At 72.9% G+C, this 17,470-nt stretch carries 12 protein-coding genes and 2 pseudogenes; 7 read left to right on the forward strand and 7 right to left on the reverse strand.

Going from position 1 to position 17,470, the window contains the following annotated elements:
• The first annotated feature begins 327 nt into the window (after positions 1-327).
• The 3 genes and pseudogenes from AACH11_RS10225 to AACH11_RS10235 form a co-directional block, all read left to right on the forward strand.
• The gene (locus AACH11_RS10225; protein ID WP_341374119.1) at positions 328-2,622 is read left to right on the forward strand and encodes an NADP-dependent malic enzyme; all 2,295 of its coding nucleotides are present in this window, start codon (positions 328-330) and stop codon (positions 2,620-2,622) included.
• Positions 2,623-3,151: 529 nt separating this feature from the next.
• Positions 3,152-3,568: a guanyl-specific ribonuclease gene (locus AACH11_RS10230; RefSeq protein ID WP_341374120.1), complete on the forward strand. Its 417-nt coding sequence runs from the start codon at positions 3,152-3,154 to the stop codon at positions 3,566-3,568.
• A gap of 47 nt (positions 3,569-3,615) precedes the next feature.
• Positions 3,616-4,005 (forward strand): annotated as a pseudogene (locus AACH11_RS10235) (barstar family protein); the annotation flags it as partial.
• 321 nt (positions 4,006-4,326) lie between these two features.
• Here the strand turns inward: AACH11_RS10235 and rsmA are convergent.
• The 3 genes from rsmA to AACH11_RS10250 all read right to left on the reverse strand — a co-directional run bounded on the left by rsmA (position 4,327) and on the right by AACH11_RS10250 (position 9,187).
• Positions 4,327-5,193 (reverse strand): 16S rRNA (adenine(1518)-N(6)/adenine(1519)-N(6))-dimethyltransferase RsmA, encoded by an 867-nt coding sequence (gene rsmA / locus AACH11_RS10240; protein WP_423228726.1) that lies wholly within the window; start codon positions 5,191-5,193, stop codon positions 4,327-4,329.
• Positions 5,190-6,548, reverse strand: a complete 1,359-nt coding sequence (locus tag AACH11_RS10245) for a peptidylprolyl isomerase (RefSeq protein WP_341374122.1) — start codon at positions 6,546-6,548, stop codon at positions 5,190-5,192. The genes rsmA and AACH11_RS10245 overlap by 4 nt, the downstream gene beginning before the upstream one ends.
• Before the next feature lie 146 nt (positions 6,549-6,694).
• Positions 6,695-9,187, reverse strand: a complete 2,493-nt coding sequence (locus AACH11_RS10250; RefSeq protein WP_341374123.1) for an LPS-assembly protein LptD — start codon at positions 9,185-9,187, stop codon at positions 6,695-6,697.
• A 295-nt stretch (positions 9,188-9,482) separates the two neighbouring features.
• Here AACH11_RS10250 and AACH11_RS10255 point away from each other — a divergent pair, with 295 nt between their 5' ends.
• Complete coding sequence (locus AACH11_RS10255) at positions 9,483-10,583, forward strand: aminoglycoside phosphotransferase family protein (protein WP_341374124.1); 1,101 nt, start codon at positions 9,483-9,485, stop codon at positions 10,581-10,583.
• A gap of 84 nt (positions 10,584-10,667) precedes the next feature.
• On the opposite strand, the gene AACH11_RS10260 is transcribed toward AACH11_RS10255, so the two are convergent.
• A complete protein-coding gene (locus AACH11_RS10260) occupies positions 10,668-12,143 on the reverse strand; it encodes a M20/M25/M40 family metallo-hydrolase (RefSeq protein WP_341374125.1) in 1,476 nt (491 codons plus the stop codon).
• Positions 12,144-12,391: 248 nt separating this feature from the next.
• On the opposite strand from AACH11_RS10260, the gene AACH11_RS10265 reads away from it, so the two are divergent.
• Positions 12,392-13,063 (forward strand): hypothetical protein, encoded by a 672-nt coding sequence (locus AACH11_RS10265; protein WP_341374126.1) that lies wholly within the window; start codon positions 12,392-12,394, stop codon positions 13,061-13,063.
• Positions 13,060-13,905, forward strand: a complete 846-nt coding sequence (locus AACH11_RS10270) for a S1C family serine protease (RefSeq protein ID WP_341374127.1) — start codon at positions 13,060-13,062, stop codon at positions 13,903-13,905. The genes AACH11_RS10265 and AACH11_RS10270 overlap by 4 nt, the downstream gene beginning before the upstream one ends.
• A 14-nt stretch (positions 13,906-13,919) precedes the next feature.
• Here AACH11_RS10270 and metW read toward each other — a convergent pair whose 3' ends face one another.
• A complete protein-coding gene (gene metW / locus AACH11_RS10275; protein WP_341374331.1) occupies positions 13,920-14,660 on the reverse strand; it encodes a methionine biosynthesis protein MetW in 741 nt (246 codons plus the stop codon).
• A pseudogene (gene metX, locus AACH11_RS10280) lies at positions 14,646-15,773 on the reverse strand (homoserine O-succinyltransferase MetX); the annotation flags it as partial. The gene metW and the pseudogene metX, both read right to left, overlap by 15 nt.
• A gap of 381 nt (positions 15,774-16,154) precedes the next feature.
• On the opposite strand from metX, the gene AACH11_RS10285 reads away from it, so the two are divergent.
• Positions 16,155-16,796 (forward strand): hypothetical protein, encoded by a 642-nt coding sequence (locus AACH11_RS10285; RefSeq protein ID WP_341374128.1) that lies wholly within the window; start codon positions 16,155-16,157, stop codon positions 16,794-16,796.
• Between the two features lie 47 nt (positions 16,797-16,843).
• Here AACH11_RS10285 and AACH11_RS10290 read toward each other — a convergent pair whose 3' ends face one another.
• On the reverse strand, positions 16,844-17,461 hold the full coding sequence (locus tag AACH11_RS10290; protein ID WP_341374129.1) for a glutathione S-transferase family protein: 618 nt from the start codon (positions 17,459-17,461) through the stop codon (positions 16,844-16,846).
• Positions 17,462-17,470 lie beyond the last annotated feature (9 nt).

Consider the following 17,470-nt stretch of genomic DNA (forward strand, 5'->3'; position numbering starts at 1 on the left):
GGGGCCCCGGCGCAGACTGCGGCATCCGGCCAAGGTCATGCGCGCTGTGCATGACCGCATGCGCCACCGGGATCACGGGTCCGGCCCCCCCTGCCTAGAATGACCGGCTCATTCCTGCGCAAGTTTCGTGTCAGCCTGATGGCGGGTCGTCGACGGAACTCGCTGCGGGGCCGGAACTCCGGAACCTGTCGCCGGCGCGTCATGCGGTCCCGGCGGGGCGCGCCACCCTTGGTCCGCCCTGATGGCCGGCATCGCTGTCGCGTCCTACCGTGCGGACGGCCTCTCCCCTTTCCCCCCTGACGGCCTGCCTGACAGGCCCTGCCCTCGATGAACACTGCGGAAGAAAAGCGCGCCCAGCTGCGCCTGGCGGCCCTTGAGTACCACGAGTTCCCGACGCCGGGCAAGGTGGCCATCGCCCCGACCAAGCAGCTGGTCAACCAGCGCGATCTGGCGCTGGCGTACTCGCCGGGCGTGGCCCATGCCTGCGAGGAGATCGTCGCCGACCCGGCCAACGCCTTCCGCTACACCAGCCGCGGCAATCTGGTGGCCGTGGTCACCAACGGCACGGCCGTGCTGGGTCTGGGCGACATCGGCCCGCTGGCCTCCAAGCCGGTGATGGAGGGCAAGGGCGTCCTGTTCAAGAAGTTCGCCGGCATCGACGTCTTCGACCTCGAGATCAACGAGAAGGACCTCGACAAGCTCGTCGACATCATCGCCGCGCTCGAACCCACCTTCGGCGGCATCAACCTCGAGGACATCAAGGCGCCCGACTGCTTCTACGTCGAGCGCAAGCTGCGCGAGCGGCTGAACATCCCCGTCTTCCACGATGACCAGCACGGCACGGCCATCGTCGTCGGCGCGGCGCTGCTCAACGGCCTGAAGGTCGTCGGCAAGAAGATCGACGAGGTCAAGCTGGTGACCTCGGGCGCCGGCGCCGCGGCGCTGGCCTGCATCAACCTGCTGGTCAAGCTGGGCCTGCCGAAGAAGAACATCTTCGTGACCGATCTGGCCGGCGTGGTCTGGCAGGGCCGCACCGAGCTGATGGACCCGGACAAGGCCGAGTTCGCGCAGGAGACGCCGCACCGCACGCTGCGCGAGGTGATCGCCGGCGCCGACGTGTTCCTGGGCCTGTCGGCCGGCGGCGTGCTGAAGGCCGACATGGTCGCCAGCATGGCCGCGCGCCCGCTGATCTTCGCGCTGGCCAACCCGACGCCGGAGATCATGCCCGAGGAGGTCAAGGCGGTGCGCGACGACGCCATCATGGCCACCGGCCGCACCGACTACCCGAACCAGGTCAACAACGTCCTGTGCTTCCCGTACATCTTCCGGGGCGCGCTGGACTGCGGGGCGACGACGATCACCGACGCGATGGAGATCGCCGCCGTCCACGCCATCGCCGAGCTGGCCCAGGCCGAGCAGAACGACGTCGTGGCCGCCGCCTATGCCGGCGCGACGCTGAACTTCGGCCCTGAGTACCTGATCCCCAAGCCGTTCGACCCGCGGCTGATGATGAAGATCGCGCCGGCGGTGGCCCGGGCCGCCGTGGCCGCCGGCGTGGCCTCGCGCCCGATCGCCGACTACGAGGCCTACGAGGAGAAGCTGCAGAGCTTCGTCTACGCCTCGGGCAACACGATGAAGCCGATCTTCGGCGTCGCCAAGCGCGCGACCCGCAAGAACGTGGCCTTCGCCGAGGGCGAGGACCGCCGCGTGCTGCGCGCCGTGCAGATCGTGGTCGATGAAGGCCTGGCCCGGCCGTGGCTGCTGGGCCGCGCCAGCGTGATCGCCGCGCGCATCGAGAAGCTGGGCCTGCGCCTGCAGGCCGGCCGCGACTACGAGGTCGTCAACGTCGATGACGATCCGCGCTACCGCGACTACTGGCAGACCTACCACCGCCTGACCGAGCGCAAGGGCGTGACGGAGCAGTTCGCCAAGATCGAGATGCGCCGCCGCCTGACGCTGATCGCCTCGATGCTGCTGCACAAGGGCGAGGTCGACGGCATGATCTGCGGCACCTGGGGTTCGACCGCACAGCACCTGAACCACATCGACCAGATCGTCGGCCGCCGTGCGGGCGTCAACACCTACGCCTGCATGAACGGGCTGATCCTGCCGAACCGGCAGATCTTCCTGGTCGACACCCACATCAACTACGACCCGACGGCCGAGCAGCTGGCCGAGATCACCATCCTGGCCGCCGAGGAGATGCTGCGCTTCGGCGTCGCGCCGAAGGCGGCGCTGCTCTCGCACAGCAACTTCGGCTCGTCGAACCAGCCGTCGGCGGTGAAGATGCGCGAGGCCCTGGCCCTGATCCAGCAGCGTGCGCCGTGGCTGGAGATCGACGGCGAGATGCACGGCGACGCCGCGCTCGACGCCGCCTACCGTGCCGAGCTGATGCCGCGCAGCACGCTGACCGGCGAGGCCAACCTGCTGGTGCTGCCCAACATCGACGCCGCCAACATCAGCTACAACCTGCTGAAGACGGCCGCCGGCGGCGGCATCGCCATCGGCCCGGTGCTGCTGGGCGCGGCCAAGCCGGCGCACATCCTGACCCCGTCCGCCACGGTGCGCCGCATCGTCAACATGGCGGCGGTCACGGTGGCCGACGCCAACGCCGCACGCTGACCGGTCCACGGCCGGTGCGCGCTCGGTCGCGCGCCGGCCGTCGCCCCGCGGGTGCGGCGGACACCTCGGTGTGTCCGTCCGCCGGGGCCTCGCCGCCTCGGCCGGCGTGGGCCCGTCACGGGCGACGCGCCGCATCGCCCTGGCTTGGGGCCGCTCCGCCCGGTGCCGGGCTGCAAGGCAACTTGGCATCCGGTGGTCACTCGGTTGTCAGTCCGGTCCGATTCCTGTGTCGGGCCGCGTCGGCGTGCTGCATTGCAAGATTTTTGATCAGCCCCCCTTGACACGCCTGGAAACTCTGAAAAATCAATCACTTGCGATGATGTGAGCGCCTACTCGTTCGTTGGTGGACGGGGGCTCTCCGGGCATGGTCTTGAAAGATAGGGGGGGTTCCGCTAACATTTGTGGCTCAGATTTCAGGGCCCATTCCGTGAAACCCGAGCAACCCGTGAAACCTGCGCGCACTCCTGTGGTGCGTCCGCGGCGGCGGCAAGACTCGGCTGCGGCGCGGTCCCGCTCCTGGATCAGCGTCGTGGCGCTGCTGGTCACGGTCGGTGCCGCGGCGCTGTCCAATCCGGCGCTGCTGGCGCGCTCACCGTGGTCCGGCGGCGATGATGCTCCGGCCGCGGTCTCCGGCCAGCCTGCCGGTGGTCGTTCCACCGAGCCGGTTGCACTGCAGTCGCTGCCGACCGAGGCCAGAAGTACCCATCGGTTGATCCTGTCCGGTGGTCCGTTTCCCTACGACAAGGACGGCACGGTGTTCGGCAATCGCGAACGTCTGCTGCCGCGTCAGGATCGGGGCTATTACCGCGAGTACACGGTGCCCACGCCCGGTTCGCGTGACCGGGGCGCCCGCCGCATCGTTTGCGGTGGTGCCCAGCGGACGCAACCGGACGCCTGTTTCTACACCGCCGACCATTACGCGAGCTTCGTGCGTTACGCGTGGTGATCGGCACGGAACCTCTCATCACAGAGCCACTCTGGAGGAACGTGACCATGCAACTGCAATCCGTCCGTCCGAACATCGTCCAGGCCATCCGCGCGTACCGCGTGGAGGATCTGATGCGTGCGGCCGAAGCCGCCGGACAGCACTTCCTGTACGCGGACCTGACCGACGCCGAGTCGAAGCAGGACGTGCTCGACAAGATCGCCGAGTCCTTCCTGTTCCCTGCGCATTTCGGCAAGAACATGGATGCGTTGTACGACTGCATGACCGACCTCGTGCACCGTGCCGGTTCGCAGCCGGGCTTCGTCGTCGTGCTGGAGCAACTGCCGGACCACATCCGTTTCGACCGTGAGGCGCGCGAGCAACTGCTCGACGTCTTCCGCGACACGGCCGACTTCTGGGCCGAGCGCCGCGTGCCCTTCCGCTGTTTCTACTCGTTCGCCGTGGCCCGCAACAGCGAAGCCACCGCCTGGGACCGCGTCAAGGAAGCCGCCGAAGCCGCGCAGAAGACGCCGCCCAAGGCCCCGCCCAAGAACGGCATCAACCCGAACTTCGGCGTCAACATGCCGATGATGAGCAGCGCCTTCGACACGGCGATGTGGGTCAACGTGGGCTGAGCCCCGGCCGCCCGCGCCACCTGTCCGTGCGCGGCGGGCGGCACCCACGATGAAGGCGACCTGCGGGTCGCCTTTTCGTTTTCCGGTCGCGAGGAGGCCGGTGCCGTGCGGCCGGCCCCGGCCCCCGGGCCATGGCCGGCGGTCTCAGGCGGCGGGTGCGGCGTCAGCCGTCTGGGCCAGCGCCTGCGCCAGCGCGACGAACTCGGCCACCGGCACCTCCTCGGCCCGGCGTTGCAGGTCGAAGGCGGCGGCTGCCGCCGGCAGCGGCTGCGGCCGCTCCTCCATCCAGCGGCCCAGGCCATGGCGCAGCAGCTTGCGCCGTTGCGAGAACGCGGCGGCCACCAGCGCGCCCAGCAGCGTCTCGTCGACCGCTGGCGGTGCCGCCAGCGGCACCATGCGCACCACGGCCGAATCCACCCGCGGCGGCGGATCGAAGGACGCCGGCGGCACGTCCAGGATGGACTCGATGCGGTAGCGCCATTGCAGCATCACCGACAGCCGGCCGTAGTCCTTGCCGCCGGGGCCGGCGGCCATGCGGTCGATCACCTCTTTCTGCAGCATGAAGTGCTGGTCCTGCACCCGGTGGGCCCAGGGCAGCAGGTGGAAGAGGATCGGCGTCGAGATGTTGTAGGGCAGGTTGCCGACCAGGCGCAGCGGGCGGCCGGCGCGGGCCGGCTCGTCGGCCAGCGCACCGAAGTCCACCTTCAGCACGTCGGATTCGACCACCGTCACGCCCTGGCGCGCGCGCCAGCGCTCGGCCAGATCGCGGTCGATCTCGACCACCGTCAGCCCGCCGGTGCGTTCCAGCAGCGGCTGGGTGATGGCGCCGAGGCCGGGGCCGATCTCGACCAGGGCATCGCCCGGGCGCGGGCCGACCGCGCGCACGATGCCGCCGATGATGGCCTCGTCGGTGAGGAAGTGCTGACCGAAGCGCTTGCGCGCCTGGTGGCCGCCGCCGGCCGGGCCGGACAGCAGATGGGGGGCGGGACGACGACTCACGGGCGCTTTCATTGCGGGGTCTCGCGCAGCTCGACGTAGGCGCGCAGCCGCAGCTCCTTGACCCAGTCGAGGTAGGCCTGCTCGTACTTGCGTTCGCGCAGCTGGTTGCGGGCCTGTTCGCGGATGGCCTTGGGCTCGGGCGTGACGTCACGCCGCTCGTCGACGCGGATCAGGTGGACGCCGAAGCGGGTGCGTACCGGCGCCGAGACGGTGCCGGTGCCCAGGCGGTCCATCGCCTGCTCGAACTCGGGCACGAAGGTGCCCGGGTCGGTCCAGCCCAGGTCGCCGCCGGACTCGGCGCTGCCGTCTTCCGACACCTCGCGGGCCACGGCCTCGAAGCTGCGGCGGCCGCTGTCGATCTGCGTGCGCAGATCGGCCATGCGGCGCAGCACGGCCTCGGCCTGATCGGCCTCGCTGACGCGCAGCAGGATGTGGCGGGCATGGGTCTGGGTCACGCGGAAGGCCGCGCTGTCCTGGCGCTCGACCAGCTTGAGCACGTGCAGGCCGGCGCCGCTGCGCACGGCCGCCGGGGCGAGCTGGCCCGGCTGCAGCGGGCGCACCGCGTCGACGAACAGGTCGGGCAGGCGGTCGGGGGTGCGCAGGCCGAGCGCGCCGCCGCTGTCCTTCTTCGGATCGTCGCTGAGCTCGCGGGCGACCCGCTCGAAGGCCTCACCGGCCCGCAGCCGGGCCAGCACCGCATCGACCCGGGCCTGGGCGCGGGCCAGCTCAGCCGCCGAGGCGTTCTCGGGCAGGCTGATCAGGATCTGGGCGATGTTGATCGGGGCCTGGGCGGCGCCCTTGATCTTCCACTCGTCGATCAGCGTGTCGATCTCGGCATCGCTGATGCGGATGCGGGCGGCCACCTCGCGCTCGCGCACCCGCTCGACCAGCAGCTGGTCGCGCAGGTTGCTGCGGAAGCGCGGCTCGTCCATGCCGTCGGCCCGCAGGCGCTCGCGCAGCTGGGCCACGCTGAGCTGGTTCTGGGCAGCGATGTTGGCCACCGCGCGGTCGAGCTCGGCCTCGTCGACCTTGGCGCCGAGCTCGCGGGCGTAGGTGATCAGCACCCGCTCGTCGATCAGGCTGTCGAGCACCTGCTGGCGCACCGTCTGTTCGTCGGGCTTGCTGCCGCCGGCGCGCCGCAGTTCGGCCTCGGCGCGCTCCAGGCGCTGCTGCAGCTCGACCTGGGTCACCAGCTCGGTGTTGACGACGGCGACGATCCAGTCGCCGCTGCGCAGGTCGCGGCCCAGCGTGCTGCCGGCGATGCGGGCCGTCGGGGCGGCGCTGGCGCTGCCGGCCGCCTGTGCGTGCGCCGTCGTCCAGGGCTGCAGCGCGGCGAGGGCCAGCGCGGCGGCGGCACAGGCGTGCACGGCGCGGCGGGGGGCGGGGCGGCGGGGCGGAACAGGGCTCATCGGGGCGGCGCCCTGGCGACAGGGCGGTCGGGCGGAATCAGGTCGGGACAGGGGCGGCGGGCCGGCCAGTCGGCCGTACGGCCAAGGCAGCGCCGCCGCGGCGTTCAGCGGTAGGACTCGTCGGCCTCGCGCAGCAGCTGGTAGCCCGGCACATTGTCCTTCAAGGTCTGCAACGGGCTGGAGCCGATGCGCGACAGGCCGGTGAACTCCAGCTGCCACATCAGTGCGGTGGTGGCCTGGTCGCTGCCGGTGGACTGGCGGCGCAGCGCGACGCGGCCGATCCAGCAGCCGGCGTCGTACTCGACCCCCAGCAGTGCGTCGGTGGCGCGCGCCTCGCGCAGGCTGTAGTTGATGCGGCCGACCGCGTAGACGGTGCCGCCGCAGCCGTCGGCCGCTCCCAGCGGGCGGGCGCTGCCACGCCACACCGGCCACTGCCAGCCGGCCTGCAGCTGCTCGGAGGCGGCGCGCGTCATCGAGTAGCCCATGCTCAGCGTGCGGTAGGGGCCGGGCTGGTAGCGCACCTGGGCCACGCTGCGCACGATGCTGTTCTGGTCCGGGCTGTACTGCAGCGTCAGCTCCTGGTGCCAGGGCTTGAACAGCGAGGTCGCCCCTTCGAGCAGCACGTCGGAGAAGCGCTGGGTCAGCGGCTCGCCGCTGAGGGTCGTGCGCTGGTCGGCGAAGCGCAGGCGCTGGGCGGCGCCCAGGCGCAGGGTCTCGGCGCCGCTGGCCACGTCGACCCAGCGCAGCGTGGTGCCCAGCGTCAGCATCTGCGCGTCGGCCACGCGGTCGCCGCCCAGATACGGGTTGGTGGCGAACAGCGAGACGAGGTTGAAGTCGCGCTCGGCGGTGTCGAACAGCGGCAGGCCGCTCTGGTCGACGCGCGGGGTGTGGACGTAGAGCAGCCGCGGCTCCAGCGAGACCTGCTGATCCAGGCCGAAGTAGCGGCCCTGGTGGTCGAAGGCCAGGCCGCCCTCGATGCTGGCCGTCGGAATGATGCGTTGGGCGTGGCGCAGTGCGGGGCTGCCGTCGGCATCGAGCTCGTAGCGGGTGAGCTGGGTCTGCAGGCGGGGCGTCAGCCAGGCGCCGGAGTGACCGAAGCGGCGCTCCAGCGCCAGCGAGGCGCGGGCCCGCCAGCCCTGCGGATGGCTGCTGTCGGGGGCCAGCCCGTCGGCGCGCTGGAAGCGGTCGAGTTCGCCGCCGGCCTGCAGGCGCAGGCCCATCGGCAGTGCCGGCGCCAGGGCCATGCCCAGCTGCGGGGCGCGCTCGTAGGGCACGTCGATGCGGTCGGCCGCGAGCGCGGTCTGCAGCACCTGCCAGCGCTGGACGGCGGCCCAGGCCTGGCCCTCACCCCAGGCGGCCGGCAACTGCCATTCGACGCGGCCGGACTGGTTGAGCAGGCGCGGCGTGCGGCTGTCGAGCGCGCCGGAGAAGTCCTTCCAGTAGTCGTCGTCGGAGGCGCGCAGCCAGTCCAGCGTGTAGCGCCAGCCGCCGTCGCGCGTGCCGTCCAGGCGCAGGCGCTCGTGGTGGCGGTCGGTGCCGGCCACGCGGTCGTGCGGCAGCCAGGCGCCGTCGAACTGGCCCTCGTCGCGCGGGCGCAGCCAGCGGGCTTCGCCCTGCAGGCCCAGGCCGAGCCGGCTGTAGAACACCGGTGTCAGCGTCGCGTCGTGGTCGGGCGCGATGTTCCAGTAGTAGGGTGCGCCGATGGTCAGGCCGTTGCGCGAGTTGACCGGCACCAGCGTCGGCGGCAGCCAGCCGGACTTGCGCTCGTCGCCGAGCGGAAAGCTCAGCACCGGCGCGCCGAGGATGGGCACGCCGAGGAATTCGAGCACCGCGCCGCGGGCCACGCCCTCCTGCGCCGCCAGATCGAAGCTGACCGAATCGGCCCGCAGCAGCCAGTCCGGCTGCAGGCCGCTGCCGCGCGGGCAGCTGGAATAGCGCGCGCCCTCGACCTGCAGCTGCTCGCGGCCCTGCAGGTCCAGCCGGCGGGCGCTGCCGCCGGCGCCGAGGGCCGTCAGCTCGAACTCGGGGGCCAGCACATGGCCCTGCAGCCGGCTGACCTGCATCTGCAGCGACTGGCCACGCACCCGGGCGGCCGGCGATTCCAGCTCGACCGGACCCTGCACCTGCACCGTGTCGCGCACCGCGTCGTAGTCGAGCTGCTCGGCGCGGATGCGGGTCGCGCCCTGGCGCAGGTCGACGCCGCCGGCGGCCTGGGCGGCGATGTCGGGGCGCAGCGTCAGCTGGCCGGCACTGAGGAACAGCGGCCGCTGGCGGTCGTCACCGGTGCCGGCCGGGGCCAGTGCCGGATCGCTGCACAGGCGCAGGCCCGGACCGGCGACGGTGGGCGCGGGGGCCGCGTCCGCGGACGCGCCGCCGGACGCAGGCGTTGCGGGATCGGTCGTGGTGGTCGTGGCCGTCGCCGCGCCGGCCGGTGCCGCGACGGTCGCCAGACCGAGCAGGGTGGCCAGGGTCGCGACCGCCTGTCGGACCGGCGTGGCCCGCGCCGGATGCAGGCGCCGCCCGCGGGCCTCGGCCACGGTGCTGCGGGTGTCGGACGGCGGGCGCTCGGGGGCGGTCTGGGCGGCGGAGGACGACACGGGCTCGGAGGCGGACGGTGGACAGGCGTGGCGGCCGCCGCGCGGCGCCATGCTCAGCCCGGCGCGGTGCGCTCCCTAGAATCCGGGGATTATCCATGAGGCCTGTCGCGGGCCGGCCCTGCGCCCGGGGCGTTCCCGGGCCGTGGCCGGCGTGCGTCAGGCCGGCGCGGCCGTGGTGCCCGAGCGGTGTGCGGCCCTGGCCGGGCACGCCGTTCCCGCCCCTGTCCGTGTCCACGCCCCGGCGCGGCCTCGTCCGCCCTGTCCGGCCCTTCGCCGTCCCGCAACCCCGGCCACCATGACCGCATCCTCCGCCCCGTCCGCCTCCCCGTCGCCGATCCTCTGGGCCGATCCGGCGCGCGAGGCCGCCTTCGACGCCTGGCTCGCGCCCTTGCTCGACGTCCACGGCCTGCGCCGCGAGACGCTGGTCGCCGCCTCGGCCGACGCCAGCTTCCGCCGTTATTTCCGCATCACGGCGCTCGATGGCGGCAGCCGCATCGTGATGGACGCGCCGCCGCCGCTGGAGGACGTGCGCCCCTTCGTCGACATCGCCGCGCGCATCGGCCGGGCCGGTCTGTGCGGACCGCAGGTGCTGGCCGCCGACGTGGACCAGGGCTTCCTGCTGCTCGATGATCTCGGTCGCCAGCTCTACCTGGCGGAGCTGAAGGCGGCCGCGCCCGAGCGCGCCGACACGCTGATGCGCGGCGCGATCGGCGCGCTGGTGCAGTGGCAGCAGCGCATGGACGCCACCGGCCTGCCAGCCTATGACGAGGCGCTGCTGCGCCGCGAGCTGGGCCTGTTCCCCGAATGGTGCGTGCAGCGCGAGTTCGGCATCACCTGGACCGAGGCCCAGCGCAAGACCTGGGACACGCTGTGCGACCGCCTGGTGGCCAGCGCGCTCGACCAGCCGCGCGTGGTCGTGCACCGCGACTGGATGCCGCGCAACCTGATGGTCCGGCCCGAGGCCGCCGGCCCCGGCCCGGCCATCCTCGACTTCCAGGACGCCGTGCTCGGCCCGGTCACCTACGACATCGCCTCTCAACTGCGCGATGCCTTCATCAGCTGGGACGAGGCGCAGGAGATCGACTGGGCCGTGCGCTGGTGGCAGCAGGCCCGCGCGGCCGGCGTGCTGGGCGATCCGGAAGGCCCGTACGCGACCGACTTCGGCCACTGCTGGCGCGCGCTGGAGTGGATGGGCCTGCAGCGCCACCTGAAGGTGCTGGGCATCTTCTGCCGCCTCAAGCACCGTGACGGCAAGCCGGCCTATGCCGCCGATCTGCCGCGTTTCTTCGCCTATGCGGCGCGGGTGGCGCTGCGCTATGTCGAGCTCAAGCCGCTGGTCGCGCTGATCGAGCCGATGAGCGGGCCGCTGACCTCCACCGGCTTTTCGCTGCGCTGAGCGACCCGCCGCCTGACGCGGCGGCCGCGGTCCACCTGACGGGCCACCTGACGGGCCACCGGAGGCCTCGCCTGACCGCCCGTCTCAGGGGCAGGCGGCGATCACCTGCGCCACCGCGGCGGTCAGCCGCCGGGCGTAGTCGATGTGCAGGAACTCGTTCGGGCCGTGGGCATTGCTCTTCGGGCCGAGCACGCCGCAGACCATCATCTGCGCCTGCGGGAAGCCCCGCTGCAGCAGCCCCATCAGCGGGATGGTGCCGCCCTGGCCGATGTAGGCCAGCGGTGCGCCGTACTGGGCCTGCGAGGCGTCCTCCAGCGCGCGCTCCAGCCAGGGCGCCAGCGTCGGTGCGTTCCAGCCATCGGCGCCGAGCGCGCCGGCGCGGCCGTCGGGCGCGAAGGTGACGCACGCGTTGTAGGGCGCGTTGTCCTCCAGCAGCGTCTTGAGCTGCTGCGAGGCGAGGTGGGCATCGGCCGTCGGCGGCAGGCGCAGGCTGAGCTTGAACGCGGTGTGGGGCCGCAGCACGTTGCCGGCACTGCCCAGCGGCGGCAGGCCGTCGACGCCGGTGACCGACAGCGTGGGCCGCCAGGTGCGGCGCAGCAGGGCCTCGGTCGGGTCGGTCGTCGTCGGCAGCGTGGGCGTGCCGTCGGCCCCGCAGGCCCAGGGGAAGTTGCGCCAGGCGGCCTCGCCCAGGATGGCCGCGGCCTGGCGCGCCTGTTCGACGCGCTCGACCGGGATCTCGACATGGAAGCCGCGCGGCAGCAGCTCGCCGGTGGCGCTGTCCTCCAGCCGGTCGAGCACCTGGCGCAGGATGCGGAAGCTCGACGGCACGACGCCCGAGGCATCGCCCGAGTGCACGCCCTCGCTCAGGATCTCGACCTTCAGCTGGCCCGAGACCATGCCGCGCAGGCTGGTCGTCAGCCACAGCTGGTCGTAGTTGCCTGCGCCCGAGTCCAGGCAGACGACGAGGCCGACATCTCCGAGGCGCGCGCGCAGCGCGTCGAGGTGGACCGGCAGATCGCCCGAGCCGCTTTCCTCGCCGGTCTCGATCAGGCCGACGATGCGCGGGTGCGGCAGGCCCTGGGCCTTGAGCGCCTCGACCGCGGTGATCGCCGCATAGGCGGCATAGCCGTCGTCGGCGCCGCCGCGGCCGTAGAGCAGGCCGCCGTCGATTTTCGGTGTCCAGGGGCCGAGATCGGCGCGCCAGCCGGAGAACTCGGGCTGCTTGTCCAGGTGGCCGTACATCAGCACGGTCTGGGTGCTGCCGGCGCGGGTGGCGTCGATCTCGAAGCACAGCAGCGGCGTGCGGCCGGGCTGGCGGATCACCTCCAGCCGCAGACCCGGCACGCGACGGGCCTCGATCCAGGCGGCGGCGTCCGTCACCACGCGGTCGAGCAGGCCGTGCGCCTGCCAGTCGGCGTCGAACAGCGGGCTCTTGGCGGGGATGGCGATGTAGTCGGTCAGCGCCGGCACGATGGCCTCGTCCCAGCGCTGGCGGCTGTAGGCGGCCAGGGCCTGGGCGGCGTCGTCGGACAGCGGGGGCAGCGGGTCGCGGGCGTTCATCGGTCGGGCCTGTGGTGGAGGACGGGGGGGCGGTCGGGCCGAGGCGGTGATCCGCCCGGGCGGCGCCGGTGGCCCGCGGCCATCGACCACGGCGCGGCGGCGCGCCACCGCGGACGCAGTGTGCCTGCTCGCCGGGCCTGCGCCTACACTGCCACGTCATGAGCCTGAGCGTGCCTGGGTCTGTGCGCCTTCCGCGTCGGCGTCCGCGTCGGCGGTCGGCTGGCGTGTGCCGCGGCGCCTCCTGGCGGATGCTGGCCCTGGCGGCGGTCGTCGGGACGGCCGGCTGTGCCGGCACCGCGCCGGTGGCGCCGTCGCCCGCCGCGGCGATGGTGCGCCATGCCGGGCCGGCCGCCGGCCAGCCCTCCGCGCAACTGCTGTGGCGGGCCGACGTCGCCCCGGGCGACCGCCTGCTGCTGCTGCGTGCCGTCGATGCCGAGCGCTGCGCGCCGATGGAATGGCTGCAGGCCGGTGTCGGGCCGCAGCAGCCCGGCCTGGCCGGTGCGGCGGCCGTGCCGCCGGCCGCCGCGCCATCGGCGCCGGGCCCGCGCGCCGACGCGTCGCCGCCGCGCGTGGTCGCTGGCGTGCCCACCACGCTGGAGTTCCGCCTGCAGCGCGCCGACCGCAGCGGGTGTGCCGCGGTCTTCACCTACACGCCGCAGGCCGGCCACCGCTATCTGGTGCAGGCCGCCAGCGTCGGTGCCGGCTGCCGGGTGCAGCTGCTGGACATCACCCGGCCGGAGCAGGCCCGCCCGCCCGATGACCTGCTGCAGCGCAGCGTGGACAACCAGCGCTGCGTGCCGCTGGCGCAGGCCCGCGGCGTCGGCGGTGGGCCGTCGGTGGGCGGGGGTCAGCTCGATGGCGAGCCGGTGCTCGATCCGCGGGCCACCGATGCGCCGCTGCGCGGGTTGATCGTCCGATGAGCGGGCTGCGCCGTCCTCCCCGTCGCGTGGCGCCCGGGCTGCTCGCCGCCTGCGGTGCCCTCGCCCTGGCGCTGACGGCCGTGCCGCGTCCGGCCGGGGCGCAGACGCGGGGGGCCGTGCAGGTGCCGGCACAGGGGCGGGATCCGGTGCGTGAGGCGGCGCGTGAGCCGCAGCCCGCGGGCGACGCCGGCCCGGCGCTGAGCCCGGCCCAGGTCTACGCCCGGGTCGCGCCCTCGGTCTGGCGCGTGCAGTCGCTCGATGCGCAGGGCCTGCCGCTGGGCCAGGGCAGCGGCGTGGTCATCGCCCGCGGCCGGGTCGTCACCAACTGCCATGTGCTGGCCCACGCGCGCCGGGTGCAGCTGCGGCGCGACGGCCCGGAGCCCGGCATCGCCGCCCGGCTCGAGGCCTGGGATCCGCCGCGCGACCTGTGTCTGCTCGACGCCCCCGGCATCGCCGATGCCCCGGCGGTCGAGCGGGTGCCCACCACCGGCGTCGTCGTCGGCCAGACCGCCTACGCGATCGGCCATCCCAAGGGCCTGGACCTGACGATGAGCGCCGGGCTCGTCTCGTCGCTGCGCCGCAACACGGCCGGCCAGCTGGTGCTGGTGCAGACCTCGGCGGCGATCTCCGGCGGCAACTCGGGCGGCGGCCTGTTCGACGAGCGCGGCCGCCTGATCGGCCTGACGACGATGGTGCTGGTGGCCGCCGATGCGCAGAACCTGAACTTCGCGATCCCGGCGGACTGGATCGGCGAGCTGCCGCGGCGCCATGCGCAGCGGCAGGCGGCGGCCCCATCGGTGCCGCCGGCCGCGCCGACGCCCGTGCCCACGCCCGCGCGCTGACCTGCCCGGCGACTTCAGGCGCCGTTGCCGCCCTGGGTGATGTGGAACACCGCCACGCTGGCCAGCAGGTTCGGCCACTGGCGCACGCTGCGGCCCTCGTGCAGGCCGAAGGCATCGACGATGGCCAGGCCGTTGCGCCGCGCCAGCACCTCGAAGTCGGTGAAGGTGCCGACGCGGATGTTGGGCGTGTCGTACCACTGGTAGGGCAGGGCGCGCGTGACCGGCATGCGCCCGCGCAGCACGGCCAGGCGGTTCGGCCAGTGGGCGAAGTTGGGGAAGCTGACGACGCCGCTGCGGCCCACGCGCGCCGTCTCCTGCAGCATGCGCTCGGTGTTGCGCAGGTGTTGCAGCGTCTGCAGCTGCAGCACGACGTCGAAGCTGTGGTCGGCGAACAGCGCCAGGCCCTCTTCCAGGTTCAGCTGGATCACCGGCACGCCGCGGGCCGCGCAGGCCAGCAGTTTGGCGTCGTCGATCTCGATGCCGTAGCCGGTGCAGCCCTTGTGGTCGCGCAGCCAGGCCATCAGCTCGCCGTGGCCACAGCCCAGGTCCAGCACGCGCGAGCCGGCGGGCACCAGCGCGGCGATGGCCGCCAGATCGTCCGGCGGCGTGGCGCTGGACGGGGCGGCCGGGGCCGCTGGCGCCGTCAGGCGCGGGCCGGCCGCCCCGACCGCACCGGCCGGCCGCCGCGGATCCTGCGCCAGCGCGCCGGCCGTGTCCGTGGTGCGGCCGCGGCCCAGGCCGAGCTCGCCGGCGATGCGCTCGAAGGTCGCGCGCAGCAGGCCGTGGTAGCGCGAGTCCTCCAGCAGGAAGGCGTCGTGGCCGTGCGGCGCGTCGATCTCGGCGTAGCTGCAGGGGATGCGGTTGTCGACCAGCGCCTTGACGATCTCGCGGCTGCGCGCCGGCGAGAAACGCCAGTCGGTGGTGAAGCTGGCGATCGTGAATCGCTTGCCGCGCGCGGCGGCGAAGGCGGCCGACAGGTCGCCGCCGTGCTCGCGCGCGGGGTCGAAGTAGTCGAGCGCGCGTGTGATCAGCAGATAGGTGTTGGCGTCGAAGTACTCGCTGAACTTGTCGCCCTGGTAGCGCAGGTAGCTCTCGATCTGGAACTCGATGTCCTGCGTCGTGTAGCCGAGCTCGGCGGCGCGCAGCTCGCGGCCGAACTTGGCCTCCATCGCGTCGTCGCTGAGGTAGGTGATGTGGCCGATCATGCGCGCCACGCGCAGGCCGCGCCGCGGCAGCACGCCGTGGGCGTAGAAGTGGCCGCCGTGGAAGTCCGGATCGGTGACGATGGCGCGCCGCGCGACCTCGTTGAAGGCGATGTTCTGCGCCGACAGGTTGGGCGCGGTGGCGATCGCGATGCACTCGCGCAGGCGCTGCGGGTGGCGCAGCGACCAGCTCAGCGCCTGCATGCCGCCCAGGCTGCCGCCGATGACGGCGGCCAGCTGCTCGATGCCGAGCGCGTCCAGCACCTGCGCCTGGGCGTCGACCCAGTCCTCGACCGTGACGACGGGGAAGTCCGCGCCCCAGGGCCGCCCGGTGGCCGGGTTGAGGTGCATCGGCCCGGTCGAACCGAAGCAGCTGCCCAGGTTGTTGACGCCGATGACGAAGAAGCGGTCGGTGTCCAGCGGCTTGCCCGGGCCGACCAGGTTGTCCCACCAGCCTTCGCTGCGGGGCTTGCCCTCGTGGGTGCCGGCCACATGGTGGCTGGCGTTGAGCGCGTGGCAGACCAGCACCGCGTTGCTGCGCTCGGCATTGAGCGTGCCGTAGGTCTCGTAGACCAGATCGTAGGACGACAGGGTCGCGCCGCTGCGCAGCGTCAGCGGGGTGTCGACATGCAGGGTCTGCGGGGTGACGTGGCCGAGGGAGCCCATGAAGCAAAAAACCGGTGGCCGCCATGACGGACACCGGTTGTGCTGGAGTCCTGGTTTAGCGGCATTTGTTGAAAGCGCCCGCAATCGGGATCAAATCGGCGCTGTTGGGCGCGGAGTATAGCCAGAGCCTTCCCGGCCGGTCCGCGGCGGTGGCGGGCCGCCGGTTCGCAGGGGTGGCGAGGCCGTGAGCGGGGGGATGTGCGGGGCCGCACCGTCCCGTCATCATCGGGTGACGGACCGGGCCCGGCGAGGGTCAGGATCCCCGTGCCGGAGCCGCTGGACGCAAGACCCTGCCGGCCCCCCGGGCAGGGGCTGTTGGTCGCTCATCGGCTGATGCATGATTGCCGAGCTTGTGGATTTTTATCATTCCTTGGCGGGCAGATGAGGCGTGTGGTGCTGGCCGGCGAAGACCCGGCGTTGTTGGGCAACTGGGCCCGGATGTTGGGCGACGATCCGCGCTGGCGGGTGCTGGCCGAGCACACGATGATCGGTGCGCTGCGCGAGGCGGTCGAGCGCGAGCGGCCGGACGTGATGGTCTGCGGCATGGGCCTGGCCGATGCGCTGCTCACCGATGCCCTGACCCAGGTGCGCCGTCTGGGCTGCTGGGTGCAGGTGCTGGTGGTGGCCCCCGGCGGTGACCAGCCGCTGCTGCTGGACGCGCTGCTGGCCGGGGCCGACAGCGTCTGGGTGCCCGATCAGCCGGATGCGCCGCCCTTGGGTGACGCCATGGCCGAGCTGCAGGCGGGCGGCGGGCGCATCACGCCCTGGATGGCGCAACACGTGCTGTCGCACTTCGGCCTCGGCAAGCTCGAGGTGCCGCGCCACCAGGTCGAGGACCTGTGCAACCCGCTGGCGCTGACCTCGCTCGAGATCCACGTGCTGCAGCGCCTGGCCGGCGGACAGTCGCTGGGCGTGCTTGCGTCGGAGCTGGGCCAGAGCGTGCCGGCGATGATCGACCGCCTGCGCGGCGTCTGCCGCAAGCTGCAGTGGTCGCGGCGCGCCGGGGAACTGGCGCTGGCCTGAGCCTGCGCCCAGGCCGCGGCCGCCGGGCGGCGGCCGGCCCCGGACGATCAGGCGTCGGCCGGCGGCAGGGTGTCGACGAAGCTCGGGCGGGTGGCCAGCTTGGCGGCCAGCCGGGCCAGGTTCGGATGGGTGCCGCGCCAGTCCAGGCTGGCGAAGCGGAAGTCCAGATAGCCGAGCGCGCAGCCGACGGCGATGTCGGCCAGCGACAGGTGGTTGCCGCAGCACCAGGGTTTGTCGCCCAGGCCGTGGCTCATCGCGGCCAGCGCGCTGTCGACGCGCGACATCTGGCGGTCGATCCAGGCCGGGCTGCGGGCGCCTTCGCGCGGCGCCCAGACGGCCTCCATGCGGGCGGCCACCAGCGCGTCGCAGACGCCATCGGCCAGCGCTTCCCAGGTGCGCACCTCGACGCGCTCACGGCCCGAGGCCGGGATCAGCTTGCCCACCGGCGACAGCGTCTCCACGTACTCGGTGATCACGCGCGAATCGAACACCGCCTCGCCGCCTTCCATCACCAGGCAGGGAATGCGGCCGAGCGGGTTGGACTGCAGGATCGCGTCCTGGCCCCAGACGTCCTCCAGCACGAACTGGTACTCCAGCTTCTTTTCAGCCATCACGATCCGCACCTTGCGGACGTAGGGGCTGGTCAGGGAACCGATGAGTTTCATGCGTGGTCG

The sequence above is a fragment of the Pseudaquabacterium rugosum genome (genome assembly GCF_038066575.1).
GTDB classification, from domain to species: domain Bacteria; phylum Pseudomonadota; class Gammaproteobacteria; order Burkholderiales; family Burkholderiaceae_C; genus Pseudaquabacterium; species Pseudaquabacterium rugosum.